Genomic DNA, 18,047 nt, shown 5'->3' with positions numbered 1-18,047 from the left:
GCCGCCCTACAGGTCCATGGGCTCGTCCGGCTCGTCGCCCATGATCCGGTCGAGGGCGTCGCGCAGGGTGCGCAGCAGGTCCTCGGCGGCGCGGTCGTCGATGTCGCGGAAGATCGCCTCGTAGTCGAGCAGCTCCCGCTCCAGCATCGCCGTGCGGTCGGTCCGGTTGGCGGCGATCAGCTGGTCGAGCTGGCGGCGCGCCTCGTCGACCATCTCCACCGCTTCGGAACGCTCCAGCAGGCCCTTGCGCACCAGCGTGCGCAGGGTGTTCACCAGCAGGACGAAGGAGGCCATGGCGAAGGCCTCGGTCTTGACGTCGCGACTCAACGAGCGGACTCCGGTTCGCGGGTGCCACCGGGCAGCAGGTACCACGCCAGGCTGGCCGCCTGCAGCCCCAACAGCCCGCCGAACGCCCAGCGATAGGCCTCGGGCCGGTAGCCGCCGCCCTCGACCGGCGGCCACAGGTCGATGGCCTCTCCCAGCAGGTATTGTCCCGCGAACGCACCGAAGAACGCCAGGGTGTTGAGTCCGGTCGCGGCCCGGCCGGCGAGCGCGATCGGGAAGTGCCGGTTGAGCAGGGGGTAGACCAGGGCGGCGCCGTTGGCCATCAGGCCGAAGGCCAGCCAGGGCAGCATCGCGGTCGGCGCCAGCTCGAAGGCGATCGCCGCCTGGGTCAGCAGGAATGCCGCGGCCAGGCCGCCGATCACCGGGATCAGCCCGATCCCGCGTCGCCCGCACCAGTCGGCCAGCGCGCCGGTCGCCACGAAGCCGACGGTCATCGCCGCGGCGATCGCGAACAGGTAGCCGGCCACGCCCGGGCGGTCGAAGCCGGCGACGTCGCGCAGCCAGGGCCCGGCCCACAACCCCTGGATCGCCAGGTTGGCGGTCATGGTGGTGACGGTCAGCGGGGCGACCCGCCAGAAAAGCCGGTCGCCGAACACCACCCGGTAGCCGGCGATCTGCTCGTACAGGGTGCCGTGGCCGACCCCGGTCGCCGGACGCTCCGGCACCGCCACCCGGATGATCGCGGCCACCACCACCGTGACCGCGGCGAGCGCCAGGAACACGCCGCGCCAGTCGGTGAACTCCAGCACCGCCTCCAGCGGCGCGGTCGCGGAGATCGCGCCGAGCCCGCCCATCGCCAGGAAGCAGCCGTTCACCAGCGGCCAGCGGTCCTTCGGGAACCAGAGCGTGATCGCCTTGAACGACGACATCAGGCCGCCGGACACGCCGAGGCCGATCAGGGCGCGGGCGATCGCCAGGTCGACCATGTCGTCGCCGAGCGCGAACAGCCCGGCGCCGAGTGCCGCCGACAGCAGCAGCGCCGACTGCACCCGGCGCGGCCCGAAGCGGTCGAGCAGCAGGCCGAGCGGCAGCTGGAAGCTGGCGAAGGCCAGGAAGTAGCAGCTGGTCAGCAGCCCGAGGTCGGCGGCGGTCAACCCGATCTGGGCGGTCAGTTGCGGGGCGATCACCGCGTTGGTCGAGCGGAACAGGTAGGACAGGAAGTAGCCGCCGGCGAACGGCAGGAACACCACCGCGATCAGCCGCGCCATTCCGGGCGCCGGCGCGTCCGCCGTCCGGGCCGTGACGCTCATCGCCGGGCCTGCGGCTGCGCCGGGACCAGCCGGATCGACACGCCGTTGGCGATCTCGGACGGCAGCACGATGGCCGGGCCGTCGCGCCAGGCGCCGGGGATCAGCGCGGCGGCGGCCTCGACGTCGTCGACCGCGATCTCGATGGCCGGGATCGCCGGCGGCCCGCCGGGCACCACGTCCAGCCGGTCCTGCGCGAGCGCCACGGCGTAGCAGCCGTCGTCGCCGGCCGGGCCGGCGACGCCCCCGGAGAAGCCCTCCAGGAACGGTCGGGCCGCCTCCGGCTCGGCGCTCGCCAGGGTCACGGCGGCGATCCGCCGGGCGCCGTTGCGGTGGCGCTGGTAGTAGGGCTTCCAGAATGCCTCGGGCGTGTGCTGCTGGCATACGAAGAATCCCAGGCCGTCGAGCGATCGGTCGCCGGTGAAGCCGAGCGAGAACGCCACCCGGGTCTCGCTGCCGTCGGGCAGCCGGGCCTTGCGCTCGAAGTCGAACGGCGCGTAGGTGCGCAGCCCGCGCGCGGTCCACCCGGCGATGTCGGCGTCGCGGTCGGCGCTGGTCAGCACCAGCATCGAGCCGCCCTCGCCATGGGCCGCCAGGAACGCCCGGTTGTGGGCGGCGAAGCTGAACGCGTCCGCGGCCGGCGGCGCGATCCGCGATTCGTCGTCGATCTCCAGCAGCTCCACGAAGTTGCCCTGCAGCTGGATCAGGCTGTTGGCGGTGCCGAACGGGTGCACGGCCCGCGGCGTGGTGGTGAAGCCGAGCTGCTCCCAGCCGGCGCGCGCCGATTCCAGGTCGCGCGTCATCACCACGACGTGGTCGATATCCCGGGCTGGCATGGCGGTTCTCCCTCGCTGCGGCGGCGGCCTTTCCACGGATGCGGGGCGCCGTCTCGACGACACCGGAATGCCGGGTCGGCGCCGCAAGGTCAAACGACAAAACCTGTGGGCACCGGCGACGGCGTCTGTCGCTTCGGCCGGGTTGTGCGCCGCCGGCACCGCCGCCACACTCGCGCCGGCGGTTGCACGAAGGGTCGGGACGGCGGGGCAGGGCGGCGATGGAACGACTTCAATCCGGCTTCGGGCTGGTGGCGATCTTCGCGATCGCCTGGGCGATCAGCGAGAACCGCCGGGCGGTGAGGCCGCAGGTGGTGCTGGTCGGGATCGCCCTGCAGCTGGCGATCGCCGCGGTGGTGCTCTACGTCCCGCCGGTCCGGGCCATGTTCGCGGCCCTCAACGGCGCGGTGCTGGCCCTGCAGGCGGCGACCGAGGCCGGCACCACCCTGGTGTTCGGCTATCTCGGCGGCGGGCCGCTGCCGTTCGAGGAGACCCGTCCCGGTGCCGCCTTCATCCTGGCGTTCCGGGCGCTGCCGCTGGTGATCGTGATCTCGGCGCTGACCGCGGTGCTGGTCCACTGGCGGGTGCTGCCCTGGATCGTGCGCGGCTTCGCCTTCCTGTTCGCGCGCACCCTGGGCATCGGCGGGCCGGTCGGGCTGTCGGCCGCCGCCAACATTTTCGTCGGCATGGTCGAGGCGCCGATGTTCGCCCGGCCGTATCTCGCCCGGCTCGAGCGTGGCGAGCTGTTCATGGTCATGGCCTGCGGCATGGCGACCATCGCCGGCACCATGATGGTGCTTTACGCCACCATCATCGCCCCGGTGCTGCCGGACGCCGCCGGCCACCTGCTGGTCGCCTCGATCATCAGCGCCCCGGCCGCCATCGCCATCGCCGCCCTGATGATCCCGCGCGAGGGAGCGCCGAGCGGCGGCGAGCTCGACGTGGTTTCCGAGGCCAGCGGCACCATGGACGCGATCACCCGCGGCACCCAGGCCGGACTGCAGCTGTTCCTCGGGATCGTCGCCATGCTGCTGGTGATGGTGGCGCTCGTGGCGCTGGTCGATTCGATCCTCGGCCTGCTGCCGGCGATCGGCGGCGAGCCGCTGTCGCTGGGCCGGATCTTCGGCTGGGCGATGCGGCCGATGGTGTGGCTGATCGGGCTGCCCTGGGACGAGGCTGCGGTCGGCGGCCGGCTGATGGGCACCAAGACCGCGATCAACGAGTTCGTCGCTTATCTCGACATGGCGCGGCTGCCGCCGGAGGCATTGTCCGAGCGCAGCCGGCTGATCCTGACCTACGCGATGTGCGGCTTCGCCAACTTCGGCAGCCTCGGGATCATGATCGGCGGCATGGCGACCCTGATTCCCGACCGCCGCGGCGAGATCGCCGGGCTCGGCATGAAGTCGATCGTGGCCGGTACGCTGGCGACCCTGTCGACCGGGGCGGTGATCGGGCTGCTGTAGCGGACCTGCCGTCAGGTCGCCGATACCTCCTTGCGGGCGTCCTTGTAGTAGCCGAGGCCGATGATCAGCGACTGTGCCAGGCTCATCGAGCCGGCGATCGGCCGGAACCGGTGGATGTCGGCGTCGTCGACGCAGAAGTAGAGCTCGCTGTGCTTGGCCAGCGGGCTGGTGGGGACGTCGGTGAGCGCCAGGATCGGAATGTTCCGGATGTGGACGTCGCGCACCACCTCGACCACCGCCGGGGTGTACTCTGCGAAGGCCACCGCGATCAGCAGGTCGGTCGGCCGTAGCGTCGCCACCTGCTGCGGAACCATGCCGCCGACGAAGTCGAGCAGCTGCGTGCGGTGCTCCAATCGGGCCAGGCCGTAGGCGATGTAGGCGGCGATCGGGAACGCCCGGCGCTGGCCGATGACGTAGATATGGTCGGCCGCCGCCATCATCTCGATGGCGCGCGCCAGCGCGGCCGGCTCGACGGTGTCCTTCAGGCGCTCCAGGCACAGGATCGAGGCGTCCGTGAACTCCTGCAGGATCGCCATCGGGTCGCGCTCGGCGGTCGCCTCCAGCCGGCTGCGGTGCTGGTAGATCTGCTCGCGATAGGCCGGCGCACCCTCGATCAGCCGCAGCCGGAACACCTTCTGCATGTCGCTGAAGCCGGAGTAGCCGAACTCCTTGGCGAACCGGATCAGGGTCGACGGCTGGACCTCGGAGGCCTGGGCCAGGCTGGTCACGGTCTCCAGCGCGAAACGGTTCGGATCCTCGAGGGCCAGCCGGGCAAGCCGTTGCAGATGCGGACTCAGATCGTCGTACCGCGCCTGCACCTCGTGCCGGAGGCTGTCGAACGATGCCGGCGCCGATGCGTCTGGGGCCATTGAGCACTCCTAGCCTGATGCGGCCGCACCCGACGGCCGGAAGGCGGCCTGCCTAGCGCGATTCGAACGGGAATTCCATCCACAGGAAAGAAATGAAAATTCCGTATTGACATAGAGAGTGAATTTTCTTTCAAAATACGTCTATAGAAATTTCATTCAAAGACGGGCCAACCGTCGGACCTGGGGAGCGGAACCGCGATGCAGTCGGACCAGCCAACCGCGATCGGCCTCATCGGCCTCGGCATGATGGGGCAGGGCATGGGCAGCAACCTGTTGCGGCGCGGTTTCCGTCTGACCGTCGCCGCCCACCGCAGCCGCGCCGGCGCCGATCGGCTGGCCGGCGAGGGGGCCGCGGTGGTCGACGGCCCGCGTGCGGTCGCCGCGGCATCCGACGTGGTGGTGCTGTGCGTGCCGGGATCGCCGCAGGTCGAGGAGACGGTGCTCGGCGAGTCGGGCCTGCTGGCCGGGGCCCGGCCGGGCCTCGTCGTGGTCGACTGCTCGACCAGCGAGCCCAGCTCGACCGAGCGGGTCGCCGCCGCGGTGGCGGCCGCCGGCGGACGATTCGCCGACGCCCCGCTGGCGCGGACCCCGGTCGAGGCCGAGGCCGGAACGCTGAACACCATGGTCGGGGCGGACGACGACACCATGGCGGCGATCCGTCCGGTCCTGGAGGCGTTCTGCGAGAACATCTTCCACGTCGGCCCGGTCGGCGCCGGCCACAAGATGAAGCTGGTCAACAACTTCCTGGCCATGGGCCAGGCCACGCTGATCGCCGAGGCGTTCACCGCCTGCAGCGCGGTCGGGGTGCCGCTCGCGAAGCTGTTCGAGGTGATCTCGGCCGGCGGCGCCAACAGCGGCATCTTCCGGATGGTGGCCGGGGCCGCCAAGGACGGCGACCTGGATGGCATGCGTTTCGGGATCGGCAACGCCGCCAAGGACCTCGGCTACTACACGCGCATGACCGACGCGGTGCCGCTGACCGGCAATCTCGGCCATGCCGTCCGCCACGCCCTGGTCGAGGCCCGCAACCTGGGCTTCGCCGAGTCCCTGGTCGGCCACCTGATCGCGGCACAGGCGCAGGTCAACGGCCGCGCCGCTCCCGGCTCCACCTGATCGGAGACACAAGCACCATGACCGCCGACAGCGACCAGTATGAGCCCAAGGCCTTCGGCCGCGGCGCGTTCCACGTGCAGCACGAACGCGACGCCGAGTGGAAGCCGGGCCTGCGCGGCTTCTTCGACTACCGCGACCTCGGCATGGTCGAGAAGACCGGCGGCAAGCTGAGGGCCCATGTGCACCGGCCCAACGCCCCGTGTCCCGGCGAGGGCGACCTGCACGCCCATAGGCTGGATTTCCAGATGGTCTACGTCCTGAAGGGCTGGGCCCGGGTCTGGTTCGAGGGCGTCGGCGAGGTGCGCATGGAGGAGGGTTCCTGCATGTATCAGGAGCCGGAGATCCCGCACCGGGTGATCGAGTACTCCGACGACTACACCGCCCTCGAACTGATGGTCCCGGCGGATGCCGAGACCGTCGAACTGGCGCCCTGAAGACGCGCCGGCGCAGAAGTTCCGCCCTTCGGGGCGCGACCACCGGGGCCGCAGTCACGACGGTCCGGCCAACGACACGGCGGCACCGATGCCCGCCGCAGGGGAGGATGCCATGTCCAGAAGAAGCAGTATCTCGCGCCGCAGTTTCCTGCAGACCTCGCTACTCGCCGGCTCGGCCGGCGGTGCGGCCCTGTTCGGCCCGTGGAAGCACAACCGGGTCTATGCCGCGGCCTCCGACAAGCCGATCCGGATCGGCCTGACCCACGATGCCAGCGGCCAGTTCGCCAACTCGGGCCAGGCCGAGCGCCGCGGCACCGAGATGGCGGTCGCCGAGTTCAACGAGGCCGGCGGCCTGCTCGGCCGCAAGATCGAGACGGTCTGGATGGACACCGAGACCAATCCGCAGACCGGCACCCGGGTCGCCGAGCGGCTGATCACCCGGGAGAACGTCCACTTCCTGGTCGGCGCCATCCAATCGGGCGCGGCCAACGCGATCAGCCAGGTCGCGCAGAAATACGGCTGCGTCTACTTCAACACCAATTCCAGCTCGCCGACCGAGTCCGGCAAGAACTGCCATCGCGTGAAGTTCGTGTGGGACGGCAACGGCGAGAACTTCTCGAAGGCGGCCGCGCGCAACGCGATCCAGAGCTTCGGCAAGAACTGGTTCCTGATCTACAACGACTACGTCTGGGGCCAGAACACCAACGCCGCGACCAAGGCGGTGGCGACCGAGTACGGTGCCACCGTCATGGAAGAGGTGGCGATCCCGGTCGGCACCCGCGACTGGTCGAGCGTGCTGCTGCGCATCCAGCAGGCCAAGCCGGACGTGGTGGCGGCGGCCGTCGGCGGCGACGACTTCAAGGTCATGCGCCAGCAGGTGAGCGACATGAAGCTCGACCGCAAGCCGGCCTGGATCAACAACCAGCAGGACTGGCCGGACATCTACGGCCTCGGCCGCGAAGCCGCCTTCGGGGTGTTCGGCACCACCTGGTACCACTACCTCGACCTGCCCGGCGTGGCCGATTTCGTGAAGCGCTACAAGGAGCGTTACCCGACCACCCGGATCGATGTCCCCGGCAACGTCACCTACAACGGCTATGTCGCCATGCGCGAGCTGCTGCGGGTCGTCGGCGAGGTCGGGTCGACCGACAACATGAAGGTCATCAAGGCGCTCGAAGGCCGGGTCATGAAGGCCGACGACCGCATGCAGCACCACGACGCGGTGATCGACGCCGACTCCCACCAGGTGCAGCAGACCATCTACCTGGCCCAGGGCAACCCGAAGCCGCGCGACGACTCCGACTACTTCGAGATCCTGAGCAGCTCGGATCCGGAGTCGATCCGGTCGGCGGCCGGCAAGGAGTGCAAGCTCGAGTCCTACGCGGACACGCCCAGCTACGACCAGGGGTGAGGCTGGCCGCCCGTCGCACCGTGGGTTCCGGCTCCGGCCCGCCTGCGGCGGTCCGGTCCGGAATGACGGCAAAAGGGGGAGAAGATCAGGGCCGGGGCACCGACCGGCCCGCCCCCTGTCGTCATTCCGGACGGCTGCGCCGCCCTCGGCGCGGCCGAGCCGGAACCCACCCGCCGACGGGCTGCGACCGCCCCGCCTCCAACCGGAGACAGCCTGCTCATGCTGCTCGACCTGATACCGCACGTGATCAACGGCTTGGCGCTCGGGCTGCTGTTCGCCCTGCTGGCGCTCGGATTCATGCTGATCATCGGCGTGATGGAGGTGATCAACCTGGCGCATGGCTCGCTGTTCGCGATCGGCGCCTATGTGGCGCTGGCGGTGATGGCGCCCGACGGCGGGCTGCCCTACGCCTTCATGGAGCCGTACTACGCGCTGTCGGCGGTCGCCCGCTACCTGATCGCGCTGGTGGTCGGGCCGCTGGTCGCCGGCGTGGTCGGCATGGGGCTGGAGCTGTGCCTGCGGCGCACCTACGGTGCCGACCCGCTGTACGGCCTGCTGCTGACCTTCGGGGCCGCCCTGGTGCTGGAGGAGATGATCCGGCTGATCTGGGGCAGCAGCGAATACTACCTGCCGATTCCCGGCGGCATCTCCGGCGGCTTCATCGCCGGCGACCTGATCTACTCGACCTACCGGATCTACGCCGCGCTGTTCGCCGCCGGGATGATCGGCGTGCTCTGGCTGTTCCTGAACAAGACGCCTTACGGCGCGGTCATCAAGGCCGGCGCCCACGACAGCGAGATGGTGCGGGCGCTCGGCTACAACCTGACGCGGCTGCGCCTGCTGGTGTTCGGCTTCGGGGCGGCGCTGGCAGGTATCGCCGGCATCGTCATGGCGCCGATCTGGGGGATCCGCCCGGTGGTCGGGGTCGACGCGGTGATCCCGGCCTTCGTGATCATCGTGCTCGGCGGGGTCGGCAGCTTCTGGGGGGCGGTCAGCGCCGGCATCATGGTCGGGCTGGTCGTGGCGCTGACGGCGGCCTTCCTGACCGACTGGTCGCTGCTGTCGATGTATCTGCTGCTGCTGGCGGTCGTGACCTTCCGGGCCCGCGGCCTGGCCGGCAAGTCCAGCGTGCTGGAGGCCTGACGGCATGGACTACGATACCAAGCAGACGGCGGCCTGGGTGACCGGCCCGATCCTGCTGTCCCTGGTCCTGTTCGGCACCCTGCCGCTGTGGATCGAGACGGTCGGTCTGTACCAGTATCTCGGCGTCGAGGTGCTGATCTGGGTGATCTTCGCGCTCGGCTTCAACCTGCTGCTCGGCTACACCGGCCTGCCGTCCTTCGGGCATGGGGCGTTCCTCGGGATCGGCGCCTACGCCTTCGGGCTCGCGCAGTTCGAGGTCTGGGCGAACCTGTGGTTCTGCCTCGCCGCCGCAATCGCGGTGACCGCGCTGTTCGGGGCGGTGACCGCCCTGTTCCTGTCGCACCGGCGCGGCATCTACTTCGCACTGATGTCGATCGCCTTCGGCCAGATCTACTTCTTCATCGCCAGCAAGTGGACCGACGTCACGCATGGCGAGGACGGCCTGCTGAACATCGAACGGCTGCCGGTCGACCTGGGGGTCGCGGCGTTCTCGATCCGGGACAACGACGCGCTCTACTATCTGTGCTTTGCGGTCTACGCGGTGCTGGTGGTGGTGCTGTGGCGGCTGACCAACTCGCCCTACGGCCGGATCCTGCGGGCGATAAAGCAGAACCAGACCCGGGTCGCCTTCATCGGCTATCCGGTCACGCTCTACAAATGGTCGGTGTTCACCCTGTCCTGCGCGATCGCCGGGCTGGCCGGTGGCCTGTTCGCGATGGCCCAGGAGGGCGCCTACATCAACGTCATGAGCCTGCAGTGGTCCGGCATCATCGTGCTGATGGTGCTGATCGGCGGTGGCTTCGTCAGCTTCTGGGGGCCGGTGCTCGGGGTGGTGCTGTACTTCGTCGCCCGCGACGTCCTGGGCGCCTACACCGAGACCTGGCTGCTGTGGTTCGGGCTGATGTTCGTGGTCCTGGTGATGTTCAAGCCGCAGGGCATCGCCGGCATCTGGCAGGACCTGGCGCGGCGCGTCGCGGCGCGCCGGGCAGGGACGTCGGCCGCGGTCTCGCGGGCGGAGGGCTGAGCCATGGCGCTGTTCGAGGCCCGCGGCCTGCACAAGCGGTTCGGCGACCAGGTGGTGCTGGAGCGCATCGACCTCGCCTTCGAGGCCGGCAAGCTGTCCGGCATCATGGGGCCGAACGGTGCCGGCAAGACTACGTGCTTCAACGTCCTGACCGGCCGCTACAAGCCGGATCGCGGCACGGTCACCCTCGACGGCGAGGACATCACCGGGCTGGCGCCCCACCGCATCGTGGCGCGCGGCGTGTCACGGTCGTTCCAGATCATGAACCTGTTCGACGAGTACAGCGCCCTCGACAACGTGGTGATCGCCCTGCCGGAAGTTCGGGCGCGGGGGTTCTCGGTTACCCATGCCCTGGACGGCGACTCCGCGGCGCAGGACCGGGCCGCCGCCATCCTGGAGCGCGTCGGCCTGCGCGGCCGCGAGCGGGTGAACGCGCGCCGGCTGTCCTACGGCGAGCGCCGGGCGCTGGAGATCGGGGTGGCCCTGGCGACCGAGCCGCGGCTGCTGTTCGTCGACGAGCCGACGGCAGGGCTCGGCACTGCCGCCACCGGTCGGCTGGCCGAGCTGATCGGCGAGCTGAAGGCGCACACCACGATCGTGATGATCGAGCACGACATGCGCTTCCTGTTCGGCCTCGCCGACCGGATCTCGGTGATCCACTGGGGCCAGGTGATCGCCGAGGGCACGCCGGACGAGCTGCGCGACAATCCCTGGGTCCGGCGCTCCAACCTGGGAGGGCTGGCGTGATGCTGCAGGTCCGCGACATCGAGACCTTCTACGGCGAGACCCAGGTGCTGTTCGGCGCGTCGCTCGAGGTCGGGCCCGGCGAGGTGGTCGCCCTGCTGGGCGCCAACGGCGTCGGCAAGACCACCACGATCCGCTCGATCCTCGGGCTGACTCCGGCCCGGTCCGGAACGGTGCGGTTCGACGGCACCGACGTCACCGCCGCGCCGACCCACGAGATCGCCCGCCTCGGCGTCGGCTGGGTGCCGGACGACCGGCGGATCTTCCCGACCCTGACGGTGGCGCAGAACCTGGCGATCGCTCGCCGCCGCACCCGGTTCCGCTCGTGGCGGCTGGACGAGATGTTCGCGATCTTCTCGGCGCTGGAGCACCTGATGCCGCGCGACAGCGAGAATCTGTCGGGTGGCGAGATGCAGATGGTGGCGATCTCCCGCGCCCTGCTCGGCTCGCCCGGCCTGGTGCTGTTCGACGAGCCGTCCCAGGGCCTGGCGCCGAAGATCGTGCAGGACGTGATGGCGACGATCCGGCGGCTGCGCGACGAAGGCATCGCCTGCCTGGTGGTCGAGCAGAACGCCATGAGCGCACTGGCCGTCGCCGATCGCGTCTACGTCATGGACCATGGCCGCATGGTGCACGAAGGGCCGGCGGCAGCCCTGTTGCAAGACGACGCGCTGCGCCAGCGCCTGCTGGGGATCTGAGCATGAGCGAGCCGATCCTGCGCGTCGACGGCCTGCGCAAGTCCTACACCCGCGGCCTGCTGCGCCCGCAGGAAACGTTCCGGCTGGAGGCCGACTTCACGGTCGAGGGGCCGGCCGTCGTGGGCGTGATGGGGCCGAACGGTTCCGGCAAGACCACGCTGTTCGAGCTGATCACCGGCTCCAACGCCCCGACCGCAGGCCGGGTGCTGTGCCAGGGCCGGGACATCCACGCGGTCCGCTACGACGAGCGCGACCGGCTGGCGATCCACTACCACCAGTCCTATCAGGTCCGGCACTTCCGGCGCACCCGTCCGGCCTTCATGATGGACCGGGCCGGCAGCGAGTACCCGGTCGTCCATCTGTTCGACGAGCCGCAGTTCAACACCCAGGACGGCTATATCGGCTTCATGCTCGATTTCTTCCGCCGATTGCGGGACGAGGGCCGGCTGGTGTTCCTGTGCCTGCATCCGAACGAGTCGTTCCACCTCGAGATCCTGCGCGAGATCTGCGAGCGCTTCGTCTTCGTCCGGCACGGTGCGTTGACCCATGCCGACAGCTTCGAGGAGCTGACCGGGCATCAGCCGGTGCGCGAATATCTGGGCAGCCTGCTGCGCTGATCGCGCGGCGCGGCGGGGAGGGGCCGTAGCGTCGCTGACGATACCCGGCCGGGGAACTCCGATTGACGCCCTGCGGCTCACCCGCTTTATTGCCTCCACGGGCCGGTACAACCGGCACCAAGAAGACGAATGCGGCAATCCGTGCCAGGAGAGCCTCGGATCCGCAGGCGCAGGCGACACACGTGGGAGCTTTTGCAATGCGTAAGACGTTGATGGCCGCCGCCATGGCGGCCGTGGTCGCGGGGGCGTTCGCTGCCCCGGCGGCGGAGGCGAAGACATTTCGCTGGGCCTTCCAGGGCGATGCCCAGTCGCTGGATCCGTACTCGCTGAACGAGACCTTCACCCTCGGCCTGCTCGGCAATGTCTACGAGGGGCTGATCCGGCGCGACGAGAACCTTCAGATTCAGCCGGCCCTGGCCGAGAGCTGGGAGATCGTCGAGCCGACCCGCTGGCGCTTCCATCTGCGCAAGGGTGTGAAGTTCCACAACGGCAACGACTTCACCGCCGACGATGTGCTGTTCTCGGCCGCGCGGGTGCGCGCCGAGGGCTCGGACCTGAAGACCCGGCTCGCCGGCGTGGTCGATATCGTCAAGGTCGACGACCACACGGTGGAGTTCGTCACCGACGCGCCCAACCCGATCCTGCACTACGAGTGGGCGACCTGGGGCATCATGGACAAGGAGTGGTCCGAGGCGAACGACGCCACCGCTCCGACCGACGTGACCGCGGGCAAGGAGAACTTCGCGACCCGCAACTCCAACGGCACCGGTCCGTTCATGGTCACCTCGCGTGAGACCGGCGTGAAGACCGTCCTGAAGCCGTTCGACGGCTGGTGGGATGCCGCGAACAAGAAGCACAACCTGACCGAGGTGGTGTTCACCCCGATCAGCTCCGACTCGACCCGGGTGGCGGCCCTGCTGTCGGGCGAGATCGACATGATGTACCCGGTGCCGGTGCAGGACATGAACCGGCTCGAGAGCGATCCGAACACCAACGTTCTCTCCGGCCCCGAACTGCGCACGATCTTCCTGGGCATGGACCAGGAGTACGACGAACTCCTGTACTCCAGCGTCAAGGGCAAGAACCCGTTCAAGGACGTCAAGGTCCGCGAGGCGTTCTACCGCGCGATCGACATCGAGGCGATCCACAAGAAGATCATGCGCGGCCTGTCGGCCCCGACCTCGCTGATGATCTCGCCGTTCCTGTTCTCGCGGTCCGACGAGTTCAAGCGGCCGGGCTACGACCCGGAGAAGTCCAGGAAGCTGCTGGCCGATGCCGGCTATCCGAACGGCTTCGAGGTCACCATGGACTGCCCGAACGATCGCTACGTCAACGACGAGAAGATCTGCCAGGCGGTGGTGGCGATGCTGGCCAAGGTCGGCGTGAAGGTCGACCTGCTGGCCCAGCCGAAGGCCCAGTACTTCGCCAAGGTCCTGCGGCCGAAGCGCGACACCAGCTTCTACCTGCTGGGCTGGACCCCGGGTTCGTTCGACAGCTGGAACGTGCTGTACAACATCATCGCCACCCCGGCGGAGGATGGCCGCGGCAAGTTCAACCTGGGCGGCTACTCCAATCCGAAGATCGACGAGCTCACCACCAAGATCCTGAGCGAGACCGACGCCACCAAGCGCGATGCGATGATCTTCGAGGCGTACAGTCTCCTGGACCAGGACTGGGGCTACATCCCGCTGCACCAGCAGGGCCTGGCGTGGGGCACGCGCAAGAACGTCGACCTGGCCCAGCGCGCCGACAACCAGTTCATGCTGTACTACGTCAACGTGAACTGACGGCCTGACACGATCCGACCGGCCGGCGGCATGGTCGCCGGCCGGTCGTCGTTTCGCCCATCGTTCTGCGGGAAATCACGACCCCATGGTCGCATTCATCATCCGCCGGCTGCTGCAGTCGCTGTTCGTGATGTTCTTCGTCGCGCTTGTGTCGTTCGCGATGTTCCAGTTCATCGGCGACCCGGTGAACCAGATGGTCGGCGTCGAGACGAGCCTCGCCGAGCGGGCCGCACTGCGCGAGCGGCTGGGGCTGAACGACCCGATGGTGGTGCAGTTCTGGCACTACATCGTGAACGCGGTGTCGGGCGACTTCGGCATCTCCTACCAGCACAAGCGGCCGGTCGCGCAGATGCTGCTGGAGCGCCTGCCGGCGACCCTCGAGCTGTCGCTGGTGTCGGCGCTGCTGTCGCTGGTCGTCGGTATCCCGATGGGGGTCTACACCGGCCTCAACCGCGATGGTTTCCTGGCCAAGGTGTTCTTGACGATCTCGCTGATCGGCATCTCGCTGCCGACCTTCCTGATCGGCATCCTGCTGATCTTCGTTTTCTCCGTGACCCTGGCCAACATTCCGCCGATCTCCGTGCTGGGACTGTTCGCCATCGACCTGTCGGTGCTGCAGCTGCCGTCCTTCGGGCGCGGCACCACGGTCGACCTGGGCTGGTGGCGCACCGGCCTGCTGACCAGCGACGGCCTGAAGGCGCTGATCATGCCGTCGATCACGCTGGGACTGTTCCAGCTGACCCTGATCATGCGGCTGGTCCGTTCGGAGATGCTGGAGGTGCTGCGCGCCGACTACATCAAGTTCGCGCGCGCCCGCGGCCTCAGCAACCGCGCCGTCCATTTCGGCCACGCGCTGAAGAACACCCTGGTGCCGGTGATCACCATCACCGGCCTGCAGATCGGCTCGATCATCGCATTCGCGATCATCACTGAGACGGTGTTCCAGTGGCCGGGCATGGGGCAGATGTTCCTGCAGGCGGTGCAGAACGTCGATATCCCGATCATGGCGGCCTACCTGATGCTGATCGCGTTCTTCTTCGTGGTGATCAACCTGATCGTCGACATGCTGTACTACGTGGTCGACCCGCGCCTGCGCGTCGACACCGGCAAGGTGAGCGGCCATGGCTGATGTTCCCGTCACGCCGGCCGGCCGGCCCGCGATGATCCTGTACCCGCTGCGGCGGTTCTTCGACGGTGACGTCTGGGCCAGCTTCAAGCGCTCGCCGATCACCGTCGGCGCCGCGCTGGTGACGCTGCTGTACTTCATGATGGCGGCGTTCGGTCCCTGGATCGCGCCCTACGACCCGTTCGACCTGGCCAAGCTGGACCTGCTGGACAGCCTGCTGCCGCCGGCCTGGAGTGCCGACGGCGACCCGCGCTACCTGCTCGGCACCGACGACCAGGGCCGCGACATGTTGTCGGCCATCATCTACGGCAGCCGGGTGTCGCTGCTGATCGGCTTCGCCAGCGTGCTGCTGTCGATGGTGCTCGGGATCGGGCTCGGCCTGGTGTCGGGCTTCGTCGGCGGCGCGATCGACGCCTTCATCATGCGGATGGCCGAGATCCAGCTGTCGTTCCCGGCGATCCTGGTGGCCCTGCTGATCAACGGCGTCGTCATCGGCTACTTCAAGACCCATCCGGAGTGGCAGGTCGACCAGGTCACGCTCGCTTATGTGGTGCTGGTGCTGTCGATCGGCCTGTCGAACTGGGTGCAGTACGCCCGCACGGTGCGGGGCTCGACCCTGGTGGAGCGCGGCAAGGAATACGTCCAGGCGGCCCATGTGATCGGCATCCACCCGGTCAAGATCATGCTGCGGCACATCCTGCCGAACGTCATGGGCCCGGTGCTGGTGATCGCCACCATCCAGCTGGCGCTGGCGGTCATCGCCGAGGCGACCCTGTCGTTCCTCGGCGTCGGCGTGCCGCCGACCGAGCCGTCGCTCGGCACCCTGATCCGGGTCGGCAACGACTACCTGTTCTCGGGCGAATGGTGGGTTACGATCTTCCCGGGCGCGGCGCTGGCCATTCTGGTGCTCGCGGTCAATCTCCTCGGGGACTGGCTGCGCGACGCCCTCAACCCGAAGCTCCGGTGAGCGCGATGTCGACACCCCTGCTGCAGGTCCGCAACCTGGTCGTCGAGTTCCCGACCCGCCGCGGCACGCTGACCGCGGTCGACGACATCTCCTTCGACATCGCGGAGGGCGAGGTGCTGGGCGTGGTCGGCGAGTCCGGCGCCGGCAAGTCGATGACCGGGGCCGCCGTCATCGGGCTGCTGGAGCCGCCGGGACGCATCGCCGCCGGCGAGATCCTGCTGGAGGGGCGGCGCATCGACAACCTGCCCTACGAGCAGATGCGGCAGATCCGCGGCCGGCACATCGGCGCGATCTTCCAGGACCCGCTGACCAGCCTGAACCCGCTGTACTCGATCGGCCGCCAGTTGGTCGAGACCATCCAGACCCACACCGACCTGTCGTCCACCCGGGCCCGGGCCCGCGCCGTCGAACTGCTGGCCGAGGTCGGCATCCCGGCACCCGAGCGGCGGGTCGACCAGTATCCGCACCAGTTCTCGGGCGGCATGCGGCAGCGGGTGGTGATCGCGCTGGCGCTGTGCGTGAACCCGCGGCTGATCATCGCCGACGAGCCGACCACGGCGCTCGACGTATCCATCCAGGCCCAGATCATCGCCCTGCTGAAGCGGCTGTGCCGCGAGCACGGCACGGCCGTGATGCTGGTGACCCACGACATGGGTGTGATCGCCGAGACCGCCGACCGGGTGGCGGTGATGTATGCCGGGCGGATCGCCGAGGTCGGGCCGGTGCGCGAGGTCATCAAGAACGCCAAGCACCCCTACACCCACGGCCTGATGGGCTCGATCCCGGCGATCGGCCACGATGCCGAGCGGCTGGAGCAGATCCCCGGCTCGATGCCGCGGCTGACCGACATCCCGCCGGGCTGCGCCTTCAACCCGCGCTGCCTGCACGCCTTCGACCGCTGCCGGCGCGAGCGGCCGGAACTGATCCCGGTGGAGGACGGAAGGGTGTCGTGCTGGCTGTACGACCCGGCCAACGCCATGAGCGTCGACGAGGCCAAGGCGGTGGTGTCCGCCCGCGCCGAAACCCCGGTGGAGCGCGCCGATGTCTGAAGCGGTGAAGCGGCACGATCCGGGCGCCAGCGCCACGGTGCTCAAGGTCGCCGGGCTGAAGCGCTACTTCGACGTCTCGCCGCCCTGGCTGAACCGGGTGCTGGAGCGCCAGCCGCGGCAGATCCTGAAGGCGGTCGACGGGATCGACCTGGAGATCGCCCGCGGCGAGACCTTCGGGCTGGTCGGCGAGTCCGGCTGCGGCAAGTCGACGGTGGCGCGGCTGATCGTCGGGCTGCACGGGCCGACCGCCGGCTCGGTCGAGCTCGAGGGCCGCAACGTCGCCGGGCTGTCGCGCCGCGAGATGGCCCCGGTCCGCCGCCGGCTGCAGATGATCTTCCAGGACCCCTATGCCAGCCTGAACCCGCGCTGGCGGGTGCGCGACATCGTCGCCGAGCCGATCCGCGCCTTCGGGCTGGCGGCCGACAGGGCGGCGGTCGAGCGCCGGGTCGGCGAGCTGCTGGAGCAGGTGCGGCTGAACCCGCGCGACGGTGAGAAGTTCCCGCACGAGTTCTCCGGCGGCCAGCGCCAGCGCATCTCGATCGCCCGGGCGCTCGCCTCGAATCCCGAGTTCCTGGTGTGCGACGAGCCGACCTCGGCGCTCGACGTGTCGGTGCAGGCGCAGATCCTGAACCTGATGCGCGACCTGCAGCGCGACCTCGGGCTGACCTATCTGTTCATCAGCCACAACCTGGCGGTCGTCTACCACATCTCCAACCGGGTCGGGGTGATGTACCTCGGCAAGATGGTGGAGCAGGCGCCGGCCAAGACCCTGTTCGCCACCCCGCGGCACCCCTACACGCGGCTGCTGCTCGACACCATCCCGGACCTCGACATGACCGGTCGCGCGCGCACGCCGGTCGGCGGCGAGGTGCCGAACCCGATCACCCCGCCGCCGGGCTGCAGCTTCCATCCGCGCTGCCCGTTCGCGAACGACCGCTGCCGGGCCGAGATCCCGAAGCCGATCGCGATGCCGGGCGGTGCGACGGTCGCCTGCCACGGGGTCGAGGAGGACCGGGTGCCGGTCGGACCGGTGCTGGCGGCGCCGCCGAAGCCGAACGGGCTCGCGGGCAGCGTTCACGCGCCGCAAGGCTGAATTCGGCATTCGGGCAATCCGGTGGCGGAGGCCCGCGACCTTCACTAGACTTTCCCCCTGCGCGCGACGCGAGATCGCGCCTCG

Annotated in this window: 18 protein-coding genes; 14 read left to right on the top strand and 4 right to left on the bottom strand. The window is 69.2% G+C overall.

Translation table 11 applies throughout. The features are described from left to right. Positions 1–6 precede the first annotated feature (6 nt). Genes RIC31_RS20165 through RIC31_RS20155 form a run of 3 tightly spaced genes read right to left on the bottom strand, consistent with a single transcriptional unit; the run spans position 7 to position 2,428 of the window. A complete protein-coding gene (locus RIC31_RS20165; RefSeq protein WP_350111924.1) occupies positions 7–327 on the bottom strand; it encodes a hypothetical protein in 321 nt (106 codons plus the stop codon). Next, positions 324–1,595 carry an MFS transporter gene (locus RIC31_RS20160; protein WP_350111922.1) on the bottom strand — a complete coding sequence of 424 codons (1,272 nt, stop codon included), beginning with the start codon at positions 1,593–1,595 and terminating at the stop codon, positions 324–326. The genes RIC31_RS20165 and RIC31_RS20160 overlap by 4 nt, the downstream gene beginning before the upstream one ends. Further along, positions 1,592–2,428 (bottom strand): VOC family protein, encoded by an 837-nt coding sequence (locus RIC31_RS20155; protein WP_350111920.1) that lies wholly within the window; start codon positions 2,426–2,428, stop codon positions 1,592–1,594. The genes RIC31_RS20160 and RIC31_RS20155 overlap by 4 nt, the downstream gene beginning before the upstream one ends. 218 nt (positions 2,429–2,646) lie before the next feature. Between RIC31_RS20155 and RIC31_RS20150 the strand changes: the two genes are divergently transcribed. Continuing rightward, complete coding sequence (locus RIC31_RS20150) at positions 2,647–3,888, top strand: NupC/NupG family nucleoside CNT transporter (protein WP_350111918.1); 1,242 nt, start codon at positions 2,647–2,649, stop codon at positions 3,886–3,888. Between the two features lie 11 nt (positions 3,889–3,899). Here the strand turns inward: RIC31_RS20150 and RIC31_RS20145 are convergent, their stop codons facing one another. Then, a complete protein-coding gene (locus RIC31_RS20145) occupies positions 3,900–4,757 on the bottom strand; it encodes a MurR/RpiR family transcriptional regulator (RefSeq protein ID WP_350111916.1) in 858 nt (285 codons plus the stop codon). Positions 4,758–4,955: 198 nt separating this feature from the next. On the opposite strand from RIC31_RS20145, the gene RIC31_RS20140 reads away from it, so the two are divergent. From RIC31_RS20140 to RIC31_RS20080, 13 genes are all read left to right on the top strand, one after another. Further along, entirely contained in the window at positions 4,956–5,870 is a 915-nt protein-coding gene (locus tag RIC31_RS20140; RefSeq protein WP_350111914.1) for an NAD(P)-dependent oxidoreductase, read from the top strand. A 17-nt stretch (positions 5,871–5,887) separates the two neighbouring features. Continuing rightward, complete coding sequence (locus RIC31_RS20135; RefSeq protein WP_350111912.1) at positions 5,888–6,304, top strand: cupin domain-containing protein; 417 nt, start codon at positions 5,888–5,890, stop codon at positions 6,302–6,304. Between the two features lie 112 nt (positions 6,305–6,416). Beyond that, positions 6,417–7,715 carry an ABC transporter substrate-binding protein gene (locus tag RIC31_RS20130; protein ID WP_350111910.1) on the top strand — a complete coding sequence of 433 codons (1,299 nt, stop codon included), beginning with the start codon at positions 6,417–6,419 and terminating at the stop codon, positions 7,713–7,715. A 219-nt stretch (positions 7,716–7,934) separates the two neighbouring features. After that, positions 7,935–8,858 carry a branched-chain amino acid ABC transporter permease gene (locus tag RIC31_RS20125; protein WP_350111908.1) on the top strand — a complete coding sequence of 308 codons (924 nt, stop codon included), beginning with the start codon at positions 7,935–7,937 and terminating at the stop codon, positions 8,856–8,858. A gap of 4 nt (positions 8,859–8,862) precedes the next feature. After that, positions 8,863–9,882 (top strand): branched-chain amino acid ABC transporter permease, encoded by a 1,020-nt coding sequence (locus RIC31_RS20120; RefSeq protein ID WP_350111906.1) that lies wholly within the window; start codon positions 8,863–8,865, stop codon positions 9,880–9,882. Positions 9,883–9,885: 3 nt separating this feature from the next. Continuing rightward, positions 9,886–10,629, top strand: coding sequence for an ABC transporter ATP-binding protein (locus tag RIC31_RS20115; protein ID WP_350111904.1), 744 nt, complete (start codon positions 9,886–9,888; stop codon positions 10,627–10,629). Beyond that, positions 10,629–11,324, top strand: coding sequence for an ABC transporter ATP-binding protein (locus tag RIC31_RS20110; protein WP_350112592.1), 696 nt, complete (start codon positions 10,629–10,631; stop codon positions 11,322–11,324). Before RIC31_RS20115 ends, RIC31_RS20110 begins: the two co-directional genes overlap by 1 nt. Positions 11,325–11,326: 2 nt before the next feature. After that, the gene (locus RIC31_RS20105) at positions 11,327–11,941 is read left to right on the top strand and encodes an ATP-binding cassette domain-containing protein (protein WP_350111902.1); all 615 of its coding nucleotides are present in this window, start codon (positions 11,327–11,329) and stop codon (positions 11,939–11,941) included. A gap of 197 nt (positions 11,942–12,138) precedes the next feature. Then, positions 12,139–13,728, top strand: a complete 1,590-nt coding sequence (locus RIC31_RS20100; RefSeq protein ID WP_350111900.1) for an ABC transporter substrate-binding protein — start codon at positions 12,139–12,141, stop codon at positions 13,726–13,728. An 85-nt stretch (positions 13,729–13,813) separates the two neighbouring features. Then, positions 13,814–14,857 carry an ABC transporter permease gene (locus tag RIC31_RS20095; protein WP_350111898.1) on the top strand — a complete coding sequence of 348 codons (1,044 nt, stop codon included), beginning with the start codon at positions 13,814–13,816 and terminating at the stop codon, positions 14,855–14,857. Beyond that, positions 14,850–15,821: an ABC transporter permease gene (locus RIC31_RS20090; RefSeq protein WP_350111896.1), complete on the top strand. Its 972-nt coding sequence runs from the start codon at positions 14,850–14,852 to the stop codon at positions 15,819–15,821. The genes RIC31_RS20095 and RIC31_RS20090 overlap by 8 nt, the downstream gene beginning before the upstream one ends. Before the next feature lie 5 nt (positions 15,822–15,826). Further along, the gene (locus RIC31_RS20085; RefSeq protein WP_350111894.1) at positions 15,827–16,870 is read left to right on the top strand and encodes an ABC transporter ATP-binding protein; all 1,044 of its coding nucleotides are present in this window, start codon (positions 15,827–15,829) and stop codon (positions 16,868–16,870) included. Continuing rightward, positions 16,863–17,963: an ABC transporter ATP-binding protein gene (locus RIC31_RS20080; RefSeq protein ID WP_350111892.1), complete on the top strand. Its 1,101-nt coding sequence runs from the start codon at positions 16,863–16,865 to the stop codon at positions 17,961–17,963. The genes RIC31_RS20085 and RIC31_RS20080 overlap by 8 nt, the downstream gene beginning before the upstream one ends. Positions 17,964–18,047: the final 84 nt, after the last annotated feature.

Origin of the sequence: Thalassobaculum sp. (genome assembly GCF_040219615.1) — a bacterium.
Lineage (GTDB): Bacteria > Pseudomonadota > Alphaproteobacteria > Thalassobaculales > Thalassobaculaceae > Thalassobaculum_A.
The sequence above is the reverse complement of the archived record's forward strand: the minus strand, read 5'-3'. Positions and strand labels throughout refer to the sequence as shown.